Source organism: bacterium, assembly GCA_022763185.1.
Lineage (GTDB): Bacteria > Bdellovibrionota_G > JALEGL01 > JALEGL01 > JALEGL01 > JALEGL01.
This window is the reverse complement of the sequence record JALEGL010000009.1, coordinates 73,753-91,924: the sequence shown is the minus strand read 5'-3', so window position 1 is coordinate 91,924 and position 18,172 is coordinate 73,753. Positions and strand designations below refer to the sequence as shown.

Sequence of the window (18,172 nt, the reverse complement as noted above, 5' to 3'; positions counted from 1 at the left end):
TTCAAGTTAAAAATTAGAGAGCACAAAGCACGGAAAAACGCTCAAGAAGCCTAGCGCTAACTATTTTTTCCTTGCTGCATGTCCATCCTTGCGTTAGTTGTTTTGTATGGATTTTCAAGTTAGCAGTGTCTATTTTTACGGGGTAATATCTTATTTGATGGTTTTGGTGGGTGTTGCCGTATATTTAAGTAAGCGGGTGCATTCTCAGGCCGATTTTGCTGTGGCAGGTCGGAGCTTGCCTAGTTTTGTGGTGTTTGGAACTTTGGTGGCCACTTGGATGGGCAGTGGGTCGCTGTTTGGTCATTCAGAAAAAGCTTACAGTGCTGGCTTGGTCATTACTTTAATGCTGCTGGCAGATGTTTTAGGTTTTGGTTTATTGTACATGTTGGCTGGTAAAGTGAGGCGCATGCAGCAACTGACTTTGCAAGATTTACTGGAAACCCGCTACAACAAATGGGTGCGTCTGTTTGGCTCCATTGCTTTGATTATTGCCTATACCACCATTGTATCTTATCAATTTAGAGCAGCAGGCTCCGTGCTTAATTTAATCAAGCCTTCCATATCTGTGGGCAATGCCACCATCATGGCAGCAGGCTTTATCATACTGTTTACGGTTACCGCCGGGTTGTTGTCTGTAGCCTATACGGATGTCATCCAGGGTGTGACCATGATTGTAGGGGTCTTTATTGCTTTACCCATTCTTATTTCTAAAGCGGGTGGCATGGGTGAAATTGTCAATCAATTGCCATCAAGTTACTTTAACCCCTTTCATGATTTTAGTTTTACCGCCTTTTTAGGCTTGTTTTTACCGGCCTTTTTATTGTTGCTGGGCGATGCCAACATGTATCAGCGTTTTTTTGCTGCGCGCAGTGAAGGTTCGGCCAAAAAAGCAGTCTCGTTTGTGATTGTGGGTATTTTGGCTGTTGAGCTAGCCATCATTTTTATGGCGATGATTGGCCAAGTCTTAGAACCTGATTTGGCCAACCCAGGCAAGGTGATTGCCGTATTGGCCATCAAACATGTGCCTATGATTCTAGGAGTGGTTATGATTACGGTTATTGCGGCTGTTGTAGTTTCTACTGGCGACTCCTATTTGCTGTCCCCAGCAACGTCTTTTGCTCGGGATATTTATCAAAGTTTTTTACGACCTAAAGCTTCAGAAAAAGAAATGCTTTTGGTGTCCAGAGCCAGTGTTATTGTTTTAGGTTTGATTGCTCTTGGTTTAACGCAGCTCTCAGATCAATTTTTAGCCGTTGCCTTGTATGCATACACCATTTATGGTGCATCTATTACCCCAGCATTGATGGCTGCCTTATTTTGGAAAAGAGCAACAACGGCAGGTGCATTGGGCAGCATCATTGGCGGAACAGCAACCACCTTGTTGTGGGAGCTGGTTGATCATTCATTTCAAGTTGATGCCGTTATCCCGGCTATTACCGTATCTTTAACTTTATTGATTGTTTTAAGTTTGGCTACACCCAAACAAGGTGTTGAGAAGTTAAAACCATTTGGCTTAGAGTCATAAAAATAATCGTACCACTGGATTAGTTTTAAAAAAGCATGCTTAAAGCCCATAAAGCAAGTGCTCTTTTGCTATTCACTAATTGATAATAATTTGGTATAAGGTTTGAGTGAAAACAGTTCAACTCAAAGATGTCATTCAATTTTCGCCGGAAAAAATGCAAACCTTGACCATGTTTAAGTCCAAGCGCTTGCATACCGAGTTGGCGTGTTTTGAGCCTGGGCAAGCACAAAAATCTCAAGTTTTGCCGGACCAAGATAGAACCTATGTTATTTTAGAAGGCCGTTGCCGCTTTACCGTGGGCAGAACTACCCGTGAATATGAAGCGGGCACAGCCATTCATGTTAATGCTGGCCAAGAACATGGTGTCATTAACATCAGCGAACAAAAAATGGTGATTTTAATTGCCACATCCATTCCCCAGAAAAAATAAAAGTACCCAAAGGTACCGGCTACCTTTGGGTACCGTTTCATATGGTGTCATCAGTTCAAAAAAACAGTAAAACCCTTAAAGAGCATGTTTTAAAACAAGGCTTTAATAAAGTGGGTTTGTGTAAAGCGCAAGATGTGCAAAGCTATGAACCTTATCTTCAATGGGTTAATAAAGGGTTTGCCGGCAACATGCATTATATGGCAGAAGAAGAACGCAAACAAAAACGACACAATGTTCAAAAACTCATGCCCAAGTGTCAAACGGTTTTAATGGCCAGCATATCTTACAAACCTAAAGAAGAAAGCGTGCAAAACCCGCAGGCAAAAATTGCGCGTTATGCTTGGGGCAAAGATTATCATAAGCTTTTGAAAAAAAAATTAAAGCAAGCCATGCAAACTTTTATGCAGGAACAAAAGCTAGAGTTTGATTACAAAATTTACGTGGACACGGGGCCTATATTGGAAAGAGATCATGCCGTGCAGGCGGGATTAGGCTGGATTGGTAAAAACACCATGCTGATTGATACCATGCTGGGATCGTATACCTTGTTGGCCTGTGTGCTTTTGGAGCTTGAATTAAACGCAGACCCTCCCATGTTAAGACAACATTGTGGCACCTGCACCCGTTGTTTGGATGCCTGTCCAACTCAAGCTTTTGAAGCGCCGTATGTGCTTAATGCCAACAAGTGCATTTCTTATCATACCATAGAAAATAGAGACGAAGCTTTGCCAAAGCATGTTGCTGAAAATAAAGAGGGGTGGCTGATTGGCTGTGATATTTGCCAAGAAGTTTGTCCTTGGAATAGAAAAGCCCCCGCACACAATGAGCCTAACTTTCTACCTAAAAGTCATGTGGGTATAAGCATTAAGGATATTCAAACCATGACTGAAGAAAGTTTTAAAGAGCACTTTGCCGGAACAAGTCTATACAGAACGGGGTTGAAAAAAATGAAAAAAACTTTAAAAGATTAAAGAACATTTAGTCAAAATGATGAACAATGTTCTGTAGTTCATTGAGCTGTTCCTGCCAGTATTTTTCACTGTTGAACTCTGGGAAAGCTTGTGGGAAGGCGGGGTCTTGCCAACGGTGAGCAATCCAGGCTGAGAAATGAATCATTCTTAATGCACGCAAAGGTGCGGCCAATTGAGCTTGTGCAGGATTGAATGGCCGTATTTGTTCATAGCCTTCAATCAAAGTATTAAATTCTTCATTGGCAAAAGGTTTGGGATCGGTGAGTTTGGCCAAAAGCCATAGGTCCTGAATTTCAGGAGCAGAAATGCAATCATCAAAATCTACAAAAGATAATTGTTTCTGATTTTTTAAAATGTTGCCAAAGTGGCAATCGCCGTGAACGCGGATGGGAGTGAACTGTGCAAACAAGGGTTTGGCGTAATCTACAATGGAATGAACCACGCGTTCAAAATGCTGGGCGTGGTGCATGGGAAAGCTTTGCCATTCTTGGGTTAGAAATTTCAAATGATCCAAAGCAAAGCTTTGTTGGTTAAGTTTTAAGCGGTGTTGAAAAGTCTTGCTCTGCCCCACTTGATGAATACGTGCCACAAGGCGCCCCAACTGTAGGTAATCTTCGGTATTGGGTTCTTCCAATAAGCGACCGCCTACTTTTGGAAAAACACAAAAGTGAATGCCGGTGTCGGTTGTTTTTAAGGTGCTGCCATCTGGAAAAAGTTCAGGTGCCACCACAGGGATGTCATGGCTATGCAAATCCAGCAAGAACGTGTGCTCTTCTAAAATTTGTGCTTTACTCCAACGACCGGGCCGGTAAAATTTGATCACTTTTTTATGGGCTAGAGCATCCTGTGCTGTATTTGCTTCAATCTCTACTTCATAAACCCTGTTTTCAAAACTATTCAGCGCAAAGCATCTTCCTGTACAGACATAGCCTTGTTGTTCGATAGCGTTTAAAATCTGGTCCGGGCCCAGGTCAAAAAAATACTGCGTTTCTTCACCCCAAACACTTGATTGATCGGTATCCATCATAGCAATGCTATACCGCTAAATCTTGCCAATCACCATATTTTAAAGTTTATTGACTCCAATCATTAAATCTCCACAGTGATTTGATAAGGTTTTTATAAGTTGATGTAAGTCTAACGCAACAAACTGGCAGCTAGGTTAGGGGTGACGGAGAAGATATGGTAAACTGATCCGAATAAATGGCTCAATCCTTTAAATGGTGTTAAAGAGAACACAGCTTGTGACAGAAAAAAAGAACATAAATAAACAAACTTTAGATCAAGTGACCATTCGTTTTGCTGGAGATTCCGGTGATGGTATGCAGTTGACAGGCTCGCAGTTCACCAATACCTCAGCGGTTTTGGGCAACGACGTGGCCACGTTTCCTGATTTTCCTGCTGAAATTAGAGCCCCCGCCGGTTCATTGCCAGGGGTCAGTGGTTTTCAAATTTGTTTTTCCAGCCATGATATTAAAACGCCGGGAGATACACCGGATGTTTTGGTAGCCATGAATCCTGCGGCTTTAAAAGTGCATCTTAAAGATTTGGCCAAAGGTGGGTTGATCATTGCCAACGAAGATGCCTTCACCGAGCCCAATTTAAAAAAAGCCGGCTACGCCAACAACCCACTTGAAGATGATAGCTTAAGCTATTTTCGTGTAATTCAAGTTCCCATTAGTAAACTCAATGCGCAAGCGCTTGAAGATGTTGAGTTGAGCAATAAAGAAGTTAATCGCAGTAAAAACTTTTTTGCCTTGGGTTTGATGTACTGGTTGTACAACCGGCCAATGGACACGACGCTGGATTGGATTGAAAGCAAGTTTTCCAAGTTACCGCAAATCGTTCTTGCCAACAGCAAGGCGCTTAAAGCTGGATATCACTATGGAGAAACAGCAGAGCTGTTTACCACAAGCTATGAAGTCCCCAAAGCTCAATTGCCAGTAGGAACCTACAGGCAGTTAACCGGTAACCAAGCTTTGGCGCAAGGTTTGGTTGCAGCCATTGCCCTGCTTAACCAAAATCGGCAGGATAAGAAAAAAGCGTTTTATGCCAGTTATCCCATTACGCCAGCCTCAGATATTTTGCATGAGTTGTCCAAGCATAAAAATTTTAATGTCATGACCTTTCAAGCAGAAGATGAAATTGCCGCTGTTGGCGCGGCCATTGGCGCAGCTTTTGGCGGACATGTTGCAATTACTGGAACCAGTGGTCCAGGACTTGCGTTAAAAAGTGAAGCCATTGGCTTGGCGGTGATGACCGAGTTGCCTTTGGTGGTGGTCAATGTTCAACGCGCTGGTCCAAGTACAGGTATGCCCACCAAAACAGAACAAGCGGATTTACTGCAAGCCATGTATGGGCGGAACGGTGAGAGCCCGTGTATTATTGTGGCACCAGGCAGTCCTGGAGAGTGTTTTGACTATGCCATTGAGGCTGTGCGCCTGGCCATTAAGTACATGTGCCCAGTGATTCTATTAAGTGATGGTTATTTGGCCAATGGTGCTGAACCTTGGGCTATTCCAGCTGTAGAAAACCTTAAGCCTATTGAAATTGATGAAGCAGTGAATAAAGCTGATTATCAGCCCTACATGCGCAATGAGGATACTTTGGCCAGACCTTGGGTAAGCCCTGGAGTAGAAGGCTTGGAGCATCGTATTGGGGGCTTGGAAAAAGAACACATCTCAGGAAATGTCAGCTATGACCCACAAAATCATGAGTTTATGACGCATATCCGTCAAGAAAAAGTTGACCGCGTAGCAGACAGCTTACCCAAGACAGATATTTTTGGTGAAGCAACTGGAGACGTTTTGGTTGTGGGTTGGGGCTGTACGCAAGGTGCCATTATTAGTGCTGTAGAAGAGTTGCAAAAGATAGGTAAAAAAGTCAGCAGTCTGCATGTCCGTTATATTAATCCTTTACCCAAAGACTTGCTTCCCATCATGCAAGGCTATAAAACGGTTTTGGTGGTTGAGCTCAATACCGGACAGCTGAAAAAACTTTTGCGCAGCCAATATGCCATGGATATTAAAGGTTATCATAAGGTGCAGGGCCAGCCTTTGAAAATAAGTGAAGTTAAACAAGCCATTTTGGAGTATGTGTAATTTTCCTTCAGGTGGCTGGCACCTAAAGGGAATTGGAGTTCATAAGAATCATGCAAAATAAACCGTTAACAAAAGCAGACTTTAGCTCAGATCAGGAAGTCAGATGGTGTCCGGGCTGTGGCGATTATGCTATTTTAGCAGCCGTCCAGCGCATGCTGCCAAAACTTGGTATTGCCAAAGAAAAAGTTGTGTTTATTTCAGGCATTGGCTGTTCCAGCCGCTTTCCATACTATATGAACACCTATGGTTTTCATACCATTCATGGCCGTGCCTTGACCATTGCTACAGGTCTAGCCTGTACCCGGCCAGACCTAACTATTTTTGTGATTACCGGTGACGGCGATGCCTTGTCCATTGGCGGCAATCACTTTTTGCATGCCTTAAGGCGCAATGTTAATTTGAACGTTTTATGTTTCAACAATAAAATTTATGGCTTAACCAAAGGTCAATATTCGCCAACTTCAGAAGTGGGTAAAAAAACCAAATCCACACCTTATGGTTCTCTTGATACGCCTTTGTCTGCGCTGTCTTTGGCCTTAGCAGCAGAAGGAAGTTTTGTGGCACGGTCCGTGGATATTTTTGCGGCGCATTTGACCCAAACCATGGAAGCGGCCGTAGCCCACAAGGGTTTGTCTTTTGTTGAGATTTATCAAAACTGCAATATTTTTAATGATGGAGCGCATGCTGATATTACGGATAAAGATAAACGCGACGACAATATTTTGTACCTTGAAGCGGGTAAACCCATGGTTTTTGGCAAAAATATGGATAAAGGTATTATGATCAATTCCGCCAATGAGTTAACCGTTGAGCAGTTGGGTAAAGACAAAACAGAAAAAGATTGTTTGGTTCACAACTCAGATATAAATAATTTAGGGATTCATCATCAGTTGGCTCAAATGAACCTTCCCAATTTTCCAGTCCCCATGGGTATCGTAAGACAACATTCTCGACCCATTTATGACCAGCTCATCAATGAACAGTTGGATGCCGTCATCAAACAAAAAGGAGAAGGCAATTTACAGGAGTTAATTAAAGGGCCTCAGACGTGGCAGGTGGATTAAAATAAACTGAGAAGCAAAGAGAAAAATGCGCAGGGGGAGAGCAAATGAAAACGACGATTTTCATTTGCGAGGGGGAAGCGATTCCCCTTAAAAAACATAAGAAAGGGTTGAGTATGAGTTTTATTATTGCATCATTACATTATTACGGGTTTGCCATTGCGCTTGCCGCATATATTATGCGAGCACAATGGTTTAAGCGAGCAGGAGAAATATCTTTGGATTTAGCCCTAAAGCGCCTCAAAGGTATTCATATTCTTTTGCATGTTGGACTGTTCTTGTCTTTGCTGACTGGTTTTTACCGTTTGTTTGCTGGCACAGATAAAGCAGTGGCCTTTTACATGAAGCAAGGCATTTTTCATGGTAAATTGGGCCTGGTGTTCTTACTTATTTTTGTTGAACTTGTTTGTGTGTTTAAAGCTGTGGCTTGGACAAAAAAAGGGTATGTTGAAGGCGCAAAAATGCAAGCTAAAAGCTTTAAAATGATTCACATGATCAGCATGCATCTCTATGCAGTTATCCCTTTTATTGCAGCTGCAGTAGCTAGAGGAATGGGCTTGTAAGTAATTTAAAAATTGATTTTGGTGTATGCTTTATTGATACAAAAATTTCAAAAAATTTAGGTGATGGTTGTAAAGTTAGTGTAAACTATACGAATAAACTATAAGATTGAAAAGCCTTTTGAGACAGGTGTTTAATCGACGTTCGTATATGAAGCCATTATCCATAAAAAATAAATCAATAATAAGTATTGTCGTCTGGTGCACAGTTTTACCTGTTTTGGGCAGTGTTGTTTCTGCTTTGTATTTTAAAGATGTTTTTATTCCGCATGAAGAGGTGCATTTTATTTTTGAAATGGTAGGTGCGCTTATTGCCCTGTTTGCGGTATCTTTATTGTTGAGTCATCGGTATCGTTTTAACTTTTTAACGAATTACCGTGTGCCATGGATTGTATGTGGTTTAATGTCCATGGGAATTTTAGATGCCTTTCATGCGCTTGCCCATGTTGGAAATAATTTTGTCTGGCTGCACAGTTTGGCCACCTTTGTGGGTGGAGTGTTTTTTGCGGGGGTTTTGTTTGAGCAGAAGTTAAATTTTAATAACAAGACATATCTTGCCCTAGGCCTTGGAACAGTCATGGTTGGTATTCTGTCTTTTGCTTTTCCCGAGCAGGTTCCTAGCATGCTTGAAGAAAAAGAATTTACATTCCTGGCCAGACTTCTAAACATTGTGGGTGGTTTGGCCTTTATTACAGCGGCAATTAGACTTGCGATCAAGATCAACAAAGATAACAAAAAGCAGTTAATGGCCATCGTTTCACATTGTGCTTTGTTTGGCATGGCCGGTATTTTATTTGAGTTGTCTTCTGTTTGGGATGTGGCTTGGTGGTGGTGGCATGTTTTAAGACTGGGTGCCTATTTTGCGCTTATTTTTCTATACTTAGAAGAGGTGTCTCAAAGTCGTTACCTTCATGAAGAAAAAATAGAAAAAATATCAATAAACAAAACACTTGCACTTGTAGCACCTTTATTCATTGTGGAGCTTCTCGCCTTTTCATCAATCATAGGATGGTTGCTCAAAATAGATACAATGATTACTATTCTTCCAAGCTCATCACCTATGCAATACAACACAGCTTTGTCTTTTGTTTTTTGTGTGATCAGCTTTCTTCTTTTATTGCTGCACAAGCAAACAGTAAGTTTGCTTGTTTCTGGTAGCGTTTTTGTTTTTGCTTGTCTGACCTTTTTGCAATACATTTTTCTAACAGACTTTAGTATTGACAATCTTTTTTTTAATGCCCCCAAGCATATGGCTTTGGTTTCTGATCCAGGAAGAATGTCGCCTGTTACTGCTATAAGTTTTATGTTAACAACCTTGGCATTAATCTTAAACAGGCAAAAAAAAATATTTTTAGCCTGTGTTTTTTCGTTAATGATTATCGCAATTACAGCTTTGATGATTCACTTTTTAGGTCAAAAAAGCATGTATGGTTTGGCGAGTTTTTCACGCATGGCCATTCATACAGGTATGTGTTTCTTAATATTGGCATTTGCTTTCTACAGCTATTTTTTAAAACGTGAACATCATCTTTTTGATTTTTGGAAAAGCTCTCCATTTATTATTGGCGTGGTGTGTCTTATCGTTACGGTATTGGCGTGGCAAAACACTAGAGAAGTTGTTATTGATCAAAATCAAAAATATTTTGATACTTTGGTAGAAGATAAAACAGCACAAATCCTTAAACGTTTTGCCCTCTATGAACAAGCTTTGCTAGGGGGGATTGGTTTTATTCAGGGTTCTTCAGAGGTTAGCCGTCAGGAATGGCGTCAATATACGCAAGCTTTACGTGTTGATAAATATTTACCAGGCTCTAACGGAATTGGTTTTATTGATTCAGTTCCCAAAGACAAGCTTGCTATTTATCAAAGTGATGTCAGTAAGAATGATTTTAAAAATTTTAAGGTTTACCCCAGAACAGAGTTTGAGGAGAAGTTTGTTATTCGTTTTATTGAGCCAATTGAAATTAATTTGCCAGCAGTAGGCTTAGATATCGGTTTTGAAAAAAATCGTAGGACTGCAGCAGAGCTGGCCAGAGACAAAGGTGAAATTCATCTGACAGGAAAAATTTTGCTGGTTCAAGATGAAAAAAAAATGGCAGGCTTTTTGTTGCTAGCACCCTTATATAGAAAAAATATAAAGAAGTACAACAACATAGAAGAGCGTAGAAAGGGGTTTTTAGGTTGGGTGTATTCACCGTTTATGGCCAGAAACTTTGTTTCAGATATTGTAGATGTAAGTGGTGATAAAGTTAGTCTTTCTATTTATGATCAGTCAGATAGGAGTGATGAAACCTTATTGTATTCTAATACAGAAGAGTTGGGTGTGCATGGACAGTTTAAGTATCTAAACAAAACACAAACCATCAAGTTGGCGCATAGAAATTGGGTTTTGCGTTGGCAGCCATCAAAAAACTTTGTGGCCAAAGTTGATTCAGGATTGTCAGTGATTGTTTTGGTGATTGGCTTGATTGCCAGTATACTTTTGACGGGTATGTTTTATTTGTTGGCACAATTGTACGGGCAGTCTGCAAAGCTGGCCAACGAAACAAAAAACCAGCTTAAAAATTTATTTGATCATGCCATTGACACAATTTTAACCTTCAATACAGAAGGAAAAATATTGAGCATTAATCATGCAGGAAAAAAAATGTTTGATTTGAACAACCAACATGAAAATTCTCCGCTTTCAATCCATCAAATAATTCCAAAACTATCAGAATTAATAGAGGGGGTGCAAAACAGTGATCAACTGATGAAGAGTAATTTTGAGCTTACAGCCCATCGATCGAATGGCAGCACTTTTCCCATTGAGGCAACTTTAAGCCCACTGTATACAAGCAGCAAAGATAAAGTGTTTAGTTTAATTTTTAGAGATATCACGTATAAGAAAAAAATGGATACGCTTAAAAATGAGTTTATTTCAACGGTCAACCATGAATTAAGAACACCTCTAACAGCTATTTCAGGATCATTAAGTCTCATGAAAATGAAGCTTAAAAACAAAGTAGAAGACAAAATATTTAGTCTTATTGAATTGTCATCCAGAAATACAAAAAAACTCATTAGAATAGTAAATGATCTTTTGGATATGGAAAAAATTGCTGCCGGAAAAATGGAATATGCCCTTGAAACCTTGAATATCAATGAGCCAACCCAAAAAGCCATAGAAGATAATATGGGCTTTGCTTTAGAGCATAATATTGAGTTGGTGTTTAATAAAAGTGTGCCTGATTTATGGGTTAAGGTTGACCCCATGCGCTATCAACAGGCAGTAACCAATTTGATATCCAATGCAATCAAATTCTCACCCCAACAAGAAGTAGTTCGTGTTACAGTTTATAGAGAAAATGATCACGCAATGGTTTGTGTAGCAGATAAAGGTCCTGGTATATCAGAAAGCTATGCCAATAAAATATTTGATAAGTTTTCACAAGTGGATGCTTCATCCAAAAGAAAAGCAGGTGGAACAGGTCTTGGCTTAAATATAACTCAATCCATTATAATGGCTTTTGGGGGAAGAGTTTTTTATGATACAATTTTAGGAAAAGGCAGTAAGTTTTATATTCGATTGCCTCTCATTCATGGATAGCAGACAATGAACAAATTAAAAAAAATTCTTTATGTTGAAGATGACCAAGACATTGCTCAAATTACAAGCATTGTTCTTGATGAAATGGGTCAATACGAGGTTTTACATGTATCCAATGGACAAGAAGCTATTGATCAGGTGCCAGTATTTAAGCCACAACTCATTTTGATGGATGTCATGATGCCAGGGATGGATGGGCAGGAAGCTTTTATAAAACTTAAAGAAAAGGGATATTTAAATAATGTCCCGGTTGTGTTTATGACCGCTAAAGCTCAGGTGCACGAACAGAAAAAATATATGGAACTTGGTGCATTAGGGGTTATTGTCAAACCTTTTGACTTAGAAATTTTATGCGCAACCATTGAAGATTATTGGAAGGGTCAATGAAGCCATGAAAAATGATAAAGTACAGTTTGCCCTCAAGCAGGTAAGACAAAGATTTTGTCACAAGTTGGGAGATTGGTTGCCGATATTGGTAGAGTTTTATGAGAGCGTTGCTGAAAAAGACATAGAGCCAAAAAGCTTAACACCTATTATAAGAGCGGAAGTGCACAAGATATCTGGTTCAGCAAAAACATTCGGGTTTTCCGGTTTAAGTGAAAAAGCTTTTACTGTAGAGCAGTTGCTCGATAGAGTTATTGATGGAGAAAAAATAGATCTTATCTATGAACAGTTGGTAGAGCAATTGGATCAGTTTGTGATCATGATTACTAAAATCATTGAGGATTATTCAGAAGAAGAGTTTGATGAGCTTGATCAAAAAAAAGTGAAAACAAATATTAAAACCATTATAACCGATCAATACAATGTTTTGCTTGTTGATGATGATGAGCTGATCAATGATTTTTTTACTTACGGTCTTAAAGAGGATAACTTTAATGTTATTCAGTGCAGAAACGGTCAAGAAGCTTTGGAGTTTTTAAGCAAAGTTAACAATCAGTTCATCAAAAACCCAGAGATATGTTTGCCAGACTTAATTTTATTGGATGTAAATATGCCCGGGCAGTCTGGCTTTGATATTTTATCCAGCATCAAGTAGAATAAAAATTTTGAAGATATCCCTATTATGATGTTGACCAGAGAAAGTAATGATGAGGCGGTCATTAAAGGTTTTGCCAATGGTGCCAATGATTATATCACCAAACCTTTTGATGTTGATACGCTTGTTGATAAAGTTAAGCACATGGTCCGTCAACAAAAAACGCAATTACTTTTAGCAGATGATGATGAGCTGATTTTACAGTATGCAGCAGATTATTTTAAAAAAAAGGGGTATCGGGTTTTCACCGAAAACAATGGTTATGATGCCTTGATGACCATGCAAATAAAAAGCCCAGATTTAGCCATTATTGATGTAATGATGCCCGGTATGGATGGTATATCAACCCTACAAAAAGCCAAGCAAGACCCACGTATAGCAGATATTCCTATAATTATTATATCTGCTAAAAATCAACAGGAAAATATTGTATCTGGATTGAACCATGGTGCACATGACTATATAGTTAAACCTTTTGATATTGATGAACTTTCTGCACGTGTTGCTGGTATTTTGAAGCGAGAAAAAAAAGAAGCCCTTCAACAATGAAGAAACTTATTCTAGCTCTATTTGTGCTTGTGTTTTGTGCTTATGCACAAAATGATGATTATGATAGCGGAATAAAACTGTATAAAAATAAAGAGTATGCAAAAGCACAAAAGGTGTTTGAACATTTAGTTGCTCAAGATACCAGCAATACAGAGCTTTGGTATTTATTAGGCTTGTGTTTTAGAGCTCAAAGTCAATTTGAACAAGCTTTGCAAGCTCAAAACAAAGCTTCAGCATTAAATCCAAGTGATGTATATGTTAAAATAGAGCTCGTACGCTTAAATTTAGCTTTGGGTAATAAAAAAAAGGCGCTAAAATATCTACAACAAGCTTTGAGTCTAGAGCCTGGTAACGCCACTTCTTTAGCTTTAGAAAAAAAAATAAAATCTATTGAAAAAGTAGAGCTTGAGGCTAAAAATACAAAAAAGCCCTTGAGTTATATAGGTTTAGGATATCAATACAGTATAATTTCTCGTTCCGGTCAACCCGATTGGAAAATGCAAGAACTCTTTGCCGGTACCTGGATAAGAGACAATATCAACCTGCACGGTCATGTTCAAAACTACACACGGTTTGATAATAGTCAGCAACACTATGGCTTGGGCTTGCTTTATGTGAGTCCACAAGATCATGCCCTTGACTTAACTCTTAGCAAAGGCTTTTCAACAGTATTTTTACCCAGAACCAGACTAAGAAGCAATTTCGATTTTAAAATTTTTTATAAAAAAAATAAGCCAATATCAGGTTTGAGACTAACTTTAAATGGTCAGTACGATCAGTATGAAAATTTAAAAATAGGAGTGATTAAGCCGGGCACAAAAATTTTATTGCAACGGGGCTTTGATGTTCAAGCGCAGTCTATTTTAATTGTGGATGAAAACAGAGATCACCTTCTTTATGGCATAGGATCTAGAGTCAACTGGTTTAGCCCCAACAATACATGGCATCTTTTTGCTGGAGTTTCTTTTGCACCTGAGACGGATAATGCTGTTGTGATTGATACCTCTGCATTTTTCTGTGGTGGACGTTATAAGCTGAAATCCAATTATGATTTAATTGCCAGCTACAGCCATGAAAACAGAAAGAACTCGTTTTTGCGTGATGTCATTAGCATGTATGTGAGAAAAAACTTTTGATGTACGAAACCCTAAAAAATAAATTTGATATTATCTCATTTTATTCCAACACCGAGCTTTTTTACAGTTATACCGTTAAAATTAGTCTTATTCTTGCCTGCGTTTCAACCGTAGCATTTTTTTGTTTGGTGGCAGTTCGATTTTTTCATGACCGAGCCAAGCAAAAAGCTTTAGCACGCTGTAAGACCATAGAAAAAGTTTTACAAATATATTTAATGAAAGGGCTTAAAAACCCAAAGTCACAACTGCTTCAATCTAAAAAAGATTATTTCTATTTAGCCCAAGTTGGGGAGCACTTTTTACAAAACTTCAAAGGCGAGCAACGGCAAAAAATTTTACAGCTTTTTGAAGCAATTGGTCTTTATCAGTGGTGTTGTAAGCAACATAAAAATAGTAATATAGAGCAATCGCAAGTGGCGCTTGAATTGTTATCCAACTGGAAAAATGAAAAGGTGTTTGCAATTTTATGTCAGAGCATGCAGCATGCTAAACCACAAATTTATTTTATTGCCATGAAAGCTCTGGCCAAGTTTAATAGTTTTAAAGCCTTTGAACAGGTACTTGCGACATTGATTAAAAAAAAGGTCCCCTATTTGATGGCCAGTCATGTCTTGAAAGATTTTGCCAAAGATTTTTCAGATCAAATTGTACAGTTCATCCAAAATCAGGAAAGTAAGCGTAACATGAAAATAGCGGCAATGATTGCGGTGGAAGATGTTATTGATAGCGATAGGCTTTTAGAGCTTGGTTTGGCTTATTATAATAACAGTGACAAATATATTAGGGCTAAGGCGTTTCATATGCTCGCCTTATCTAAAAAAAAATTGAGAAAGGATGTTTTGTATTTTGGTGCGCAAGATAACTATGTACATGTTCGGCAACTTGTAGCCGATTGTGCTTATGTGTCTATGCCAGAAGCCACAGATGTTTTTTATATTTTACTGCAAGATGACAATTGGTTGGTCAGCAATAAAGCGATACAAAATATCATACAAATGGGTAGCGCAGGTAAAATTTTACTTGAAAAAGTATCGCAATCTTCTTCACTCAGTGGACAAAGAGCCAAAGCATTTTTAATGGTAAGCGAAGTCTAAATGATGCACGAAAGTATCTATCAATTTTTCAGCCAAGCCTGGATTAAAGATGTGGCCATTATCGTATCAGTTTTTATTTTGATGGTAGGCTTGTTTCAAAACTTAACCTATGCGTTACAGATTCCCTTAGCAGCTCTTGAATTGTTGAAAGTCAGACGCCGCTTTAGAGAAAAAACTACACCTTGGTTATTGCAAACGGATCTGGTTTTACCAATGAGTATCGTCATTCCCGCTTACAATGAGGGGATAACCATTGAAGAAACTGCGAAAGCAGCATTGCTTATGCAATACCCCTCTTTTAAAGTAATTGTTGTTAACGATGGCTCAAAAGATGATACACTGCAAATTTTACAAGAAAAATTTAACCTACAAAAAACACCGTATTATTTTGAACAAAGTTTAAAACATAAGCCGGTACGTGGCATTTATACTTCTGATAGTTACCCCAATCTAGTTGTGGTAGATAAAGAAAATGGAGGGCGTTCTGATGCGCTTAATGCTGGCATTGATGTATGCAAAACCCCACTGTTTTGCACCTTGGATGCAGATTCAATTTTGGAGCCTTCGGCTCTGATCAATGCAGTCCAACCTTTTATTGAACAGCCGGAGATTACAATGGCTACCGGTGGATCAGTGCGAGTACTCAACGGATGTGAGGTTGATAAAGGTCAAATCACTCAAGTTAAATTATCTAAAAACCTTCTTGCTTTGTTTCAAGTGGTTGAGTACATGCGAGCTTTCTTGATGGGACGCTTGGCTTGGAGCAGAATAGGCATATTGACTTTGGTTTCAGGTGCCTTTTCTGTATTTAGGCGTGACATTGTGATTGACGTGGGAGGTTTTGATGCAAAAACCATTGGGGAAGATTATGAGTTGGTGATGAAAATCCACACGCACTGTAGAAAAAATAAAATAGATTATCAAATCAAGTTTGTCCCCGAGCCTATTTGTTGGACGGAAGTGCCTGAGCATTATAGTGTACTTAAAAGTCAGCGGATTCGTTGGCAGCAAGGCGGCATTGAAGTATTTTTTAAATACAAGCATTTGTTGTTTAACCCAAAATATGGTCGAGTTGGTATGGTGGCGTTGCCCATTAACTTTATCATTGACGTGATGGGTCCCATTTTTGAGCTGATTGGAATGCTTTTGTTCCCCTACTTTTTTTTCATGGGTCTGATTGACTACTCAATGCTCAAAGCTTTTGTGGCCGTGTTTTTTTTGTTTGGTGTTTATATCAGTGTCATGTCTCTCATTTTAGAGGAATTGTCCTTAAAACGCTTTTCACATGTCAGAGGCTTGATGACTTTGGGTTTTATTGCCGTCATTGAAAATTTTGGTTATCGGCAGTTCAACAATATATGGCGCATCCGAGGATGGTGGCGCTTCATCACCAAGAAGCAAGTTTGGGGTAATATGACCCGTGTGGGCACCAAGAATTAGTTCAGCGTAGTAAGAGTGAGTTTACTTTAAACCAATTTCTCTAAGCCGCTCATCCAAGTAGCTTTTTGCGGTGTAGCGTTTAGACAAAACCACTTCAGGTTTGGCATGAACAAATAAAGGGATAGAGTAACGTGAAGACTGCATGGCTTCTTGCTCTGGATTGATCACTTGATGCGTGGTTGAAGGCAAATAGCCACCAGTAGACTCTTGCAGCATGTCACCCACATTAACAGCAATCATGCCTGGGTCACAACTGACATCATGCCATTGACCCTTGGTATCCTTTACCTGCAATCCAGGCGCTGAGGCTGCTGGCAGTAAAGTGATAAGATTAATATCTTCATGAGCAGCAGCTCTAATGGCGCCTTTTTTAGATAAATCATTCTTTTGAATAGGTGGGTAATGGATTGGGCGCATGAGGGTTTGCTGGCTATCGCGTGCCATGCTGGATAAACTTTGGCTGAAGTTTTGCGTAATGTCTTGTGGTAAAACCTCATCCAACCAACCAAGCAGAGTGTGGGCCAGTTCAATCAGTTGTTGGTGCAAGGCTTGGGTTGGCGCCTTACAGCTTTGGGGCAGGCGTAGATGAGGGTAGTAATGAAAAAATTCTTTAAGATCAGGAAGATCTTGGCCTTTGGCACTCTCTGAATTTAAGGGAAAGTAACCATCTTGAAGTTCAGGGTTAAATAAGTAATCTTGTTTAGCAGGGCTATCAAAAAACTCTTTCCAGACAGCATAGGTCTGTTCAATCAGTTTTGCATCAATAGGATGATCCACCAAAACAGCAAAACCGGTGTCTTTAAAAGACTCTAAGAGTTGATGTTGAGCATTTGAGTTTTTTAAAGATACTTTTTTAACGTACATGGTTTTTGTTCATAGCACGCCAATTTGCAGCAGCTCAAGCAATTTATTGTACTATTTATTTTATTAATATTTTTTTCAAATTTGCATGTTTGTTGTGATCCACGTAGTTTGAACTTGTGAAGTTTAGCGATAAAATATTGAGTATCAAGATAGGGTTTTTACTGTTCTGCTTGATTTTTATAGCCAGTGCCCAAGCCAATGATACCATCATCAATGAAGAAGAAGGCATGTTCAACTGTTCCGGGGGTGCGCAAGCGTTTATTTTATCAAAGAATTGCAGGAAGTTAACTTTGAAACGCGTAAGTTTAGGGTCTTCCATTGCATATGAAGGCCAATGTTTGGACAACAACAATAAAGACCATGTCTTTTCTTGTCAAAGCTACACCTTTACCTATAAAAACAGAGTGATCAAAAAAGAAGACTTTTGGACCAAGTCCAATAAGAAAAAAAATTAGAGGATAAGATGAAAAAACTAAGAGGCTTTACTTTACTTGAGATTATGATTGTGGTTGCCATTGGCAGTATACTTGCGGCAGTGGCCATTAACGCTTACCGAAAATACATAATGAAATCTAAAATAGCTGAAGGTCAAATTATGCTGCGTAAAATTGTTGATGCAGAAATAGCATTTGCATCAAATCCAGCTTATGTTATGCAAAGCGGCCAGGTCTGCGAATTTTACACTCGTTTTAGTGAAGTAAGCATGTATCATTTTGACGGACAAGATGGCACATCTCAGTACTCAGGGAGCCCGCCAAAAGGCATAAAATCAATGACACGCAGCTTTTTTGGCACAAACCCGGATAGGTTTCA

Annotated in this window: 15 protein-coding genes and 2 pseudogenes; 15 read left to right on the top strand and 2 right to left on the bottom strand. The window is 39.2% G+C overall.

Annotated features, from left to right (window positions below):
- Window positions 1-106 precede the first annotated feature (106 nt).
- The 3 genes from MRY82_06470 to queG all read left to right on the top strand — a co-directional run bounded on the left by MRY82_06470 (window position 107) and on the right by queG (window position 2,926).
- On the top strand, window positions 107-1,525 hold the full coding sequence (locus tag MRY82_06470) for a sodium:solute symporter family protein (protein ID MCI5072566.1): 1,419 nt from the start codon (window positions 107-109) through the stop codon (window positions 1,523-1,525).
- 106 nt (window positions 1,526-1,631) lie between these two features.
- A complete protein-coding gene (locus MRY82_06465) occupies window positions 1,632-1,955 on the top strand; it encodes a cupin domain-containing protein (protein MCI5072565.1) in 324 nt (107 codons plus the stop codon).
- A gap of 41 nt (window positions 1,956-1,996) precedes the next feature.
- Window positions 1,997-2,926, top strand: a complete 930-nt coding sequence (queG, locus tag MRY82_06460; GenBank protein MCI5072564.1) for a tRNA epoxyqueuosine(34) reductase QueG — start codon at window positions 1,997-1,999, stop codon at window positions 2,924-2,926.
- A 7-nt stretch (window positions 2,927-2,933) separates the two neighbouring features.
- Here the strand turns inward: queG and MRY82_06455 are convergent, their stop codons facing one another.
- Window positions 2,934-3,953, bottom strand: a complete 1,020-nt coding sequence (locus MRY82_06455; GenBank protein ID MCI5072563.1) for a serine/threonine protein kinase — start codon at window positions 3,951-3,953, stop codon at window positions 2,934-2,936.
- A gap of 217 nt (window positions 3,954-4,170) precedes the next feature.
- Between MRY82_06455 and MRY82_06450 the strand changes: the two genes are divergently transcribed.
- The 10 genes and pseudogenes from MRY82_06450 (at window position 4,171) to MRY82_06405 (ending at window position 16,495) form a co-directional block, all read left to right on the top strand.
- Entirely contained in the window at window positions 4,171-6,027 is a 1,857-nt protein-coding gene (locus tag MRY82_06450) for a 2-oxoacid:acceptor oxidoreductase subunit alpha (GenBank protein ID MCI5072562.1), read from the top strand.
- Between the two features lie 50 nt (window positions 6,028-6,077).
- Window positions 6,078-7,091 (top strand): 2-oxoacid:ferredoxin oxidoreductase subunit beta, encoded by a 1,014-nt coding sequence (locus tag MRY82_06445; GenBank protein MCI5072561.1) that lies wholly within the window; start codon window positions 6,078-6,080, stop codon window positions 7,089-7,091.
- A 113-nt stretch (window positions 7,092-7,204) separates the two neighbouring features.
- A complete protein-coding gene (locus MRY82_06440) occupies window positions 7,205-7,651 on the top strand; it encodes a DUF2214 family protein (protein MCI5072560.1) in 447 nt (148 codons plus the stop codon).
- A gap of 148 nt (window positions 7,652-7,799) precedes the next feature.
- The gene (locus MRY82_06435) at window positions 7,800-11,237 is read left to right on the top strand and encodes a CHASE domain-containing protein (GenBank protein MCI5072559.1); all 3,438 of its coding nucleotides are present in this window, start codon (window positions 7,800-7,802) and stop codon (window positions 11,235-11,237) included.
- 6 nt (window positions 11,238-11,243) lie between these two features.
- On the top strand, window positions 11,244-11,624 hold the full coding sequence (locus MRY82_06430) for a response regulator (protein MCI5072558.1): 381 nt from the start codon (window positions 11,244-11,246) through the stop codon (window positions 11,622-11,624).
- Between the two features lie 4 nt (window positions 11,625-11,628).
- A pseudogene (locus MRY82_06425) lies at window positions 11,629-12,354 on the top strand (response regulator).
- Between the two features lie 66 nt (window positions 12,355-12,420).
- The gene (locus MRY82_06420; GenBank protein ID MCI5072557.1) at window positions 12,421-12,825 is read left to right on the top strand and encodes a response regulator transcription factor; all 405 of its coding nucleotides are present in this window, start codon (window positions 12,421-12,423) and stop codon (window positions 12,823-12,825) included.
- Window positions 12,822-13,961: a YaiO family outer membrane beta-barrel protein gene (locus MRY82_06415; protein ID MCI5072556.1), complete on the top strand. Its 1,140-nt coding sequence runs from the start codon at window positions 12,822-12,824 to the stop codon at window positions 13,959-13,961. Before MRY82_06420 ends, MRY82_06415 begins: the two co-directional genes overlap by 4 nt.
- Window positions 13,961-15,055 (top strand): hypothetical protein, encoded by a 1,095-nt coding sequence (locus tag MRY82_06410; protein ID MCI5072555.1) that lies wholly within the window; start codon window positions 13,961-13,963, stop codon window positions 15,053-15,055. The genes MRY82_06415 and MRY82_06410 overlap by 1 nt, the downstream gene beginning before the upstream one ends.
- Window positions 15,056-16,495 carry a glycosyltransferase gene (locus MRY82_06405; GenBank protein MCI5072554.1) on the top strand — a complete coding sequence of 480 codons (1,440 nt, stop codon included), beginning with the start codon at window positions 15,056-15,058 and terminating at the stop codon, window positions 16,493-16,495.
- Window positions 16,496-16,516: 21 nt separating this feature from the next.
- On the opposite strand, the gene MRY82_06400 is transcribed toward MRY82_06405, so the two are convergent.
- The gene (locus MRY82_06400; GenBank protein MCI5072553.1) at window positions 16,517-17,359 is read right to left on the bottom strand and encodes an isopenicillin N synthase family oxygenase; all 843 of its coding nucleotides are present in this window, start codon (window positions 17,357-17,359) and stop codon (window positions 16,517-16,519) included.
- 116 nt (window positions 17,360-17,475) lie between these two features.
- Here MRY82_06400 and MRY82_06395 point away from each other — a divergent pair, with 116 nt between their 5' ends.
- Together MRY82_06395 and MRY82_06390 are read left to right on the top strand one after the other, a co-directional pair.
- On the top strand, window positions 17,476-17,814 hold the full coding sequence (locus MRY82_06395) for a hypothetical protein (GenBank protein MCI5072552.1): 339 nt from the start codon (window positions 17,476-17,478) through the stop codon (window positions 17,812-17,814).
- Between the two features lie 8 nt (window positions 17,815-17,822).
- Window positions 17,823-17,936, top strand: a pseudogene (locus tag MRY82_06390) (prepilin-type N-terminal cleavage/methylation domain-containing protein).
- Window positions 17,937-18,172: the final 236 nt, after the last annotated feature.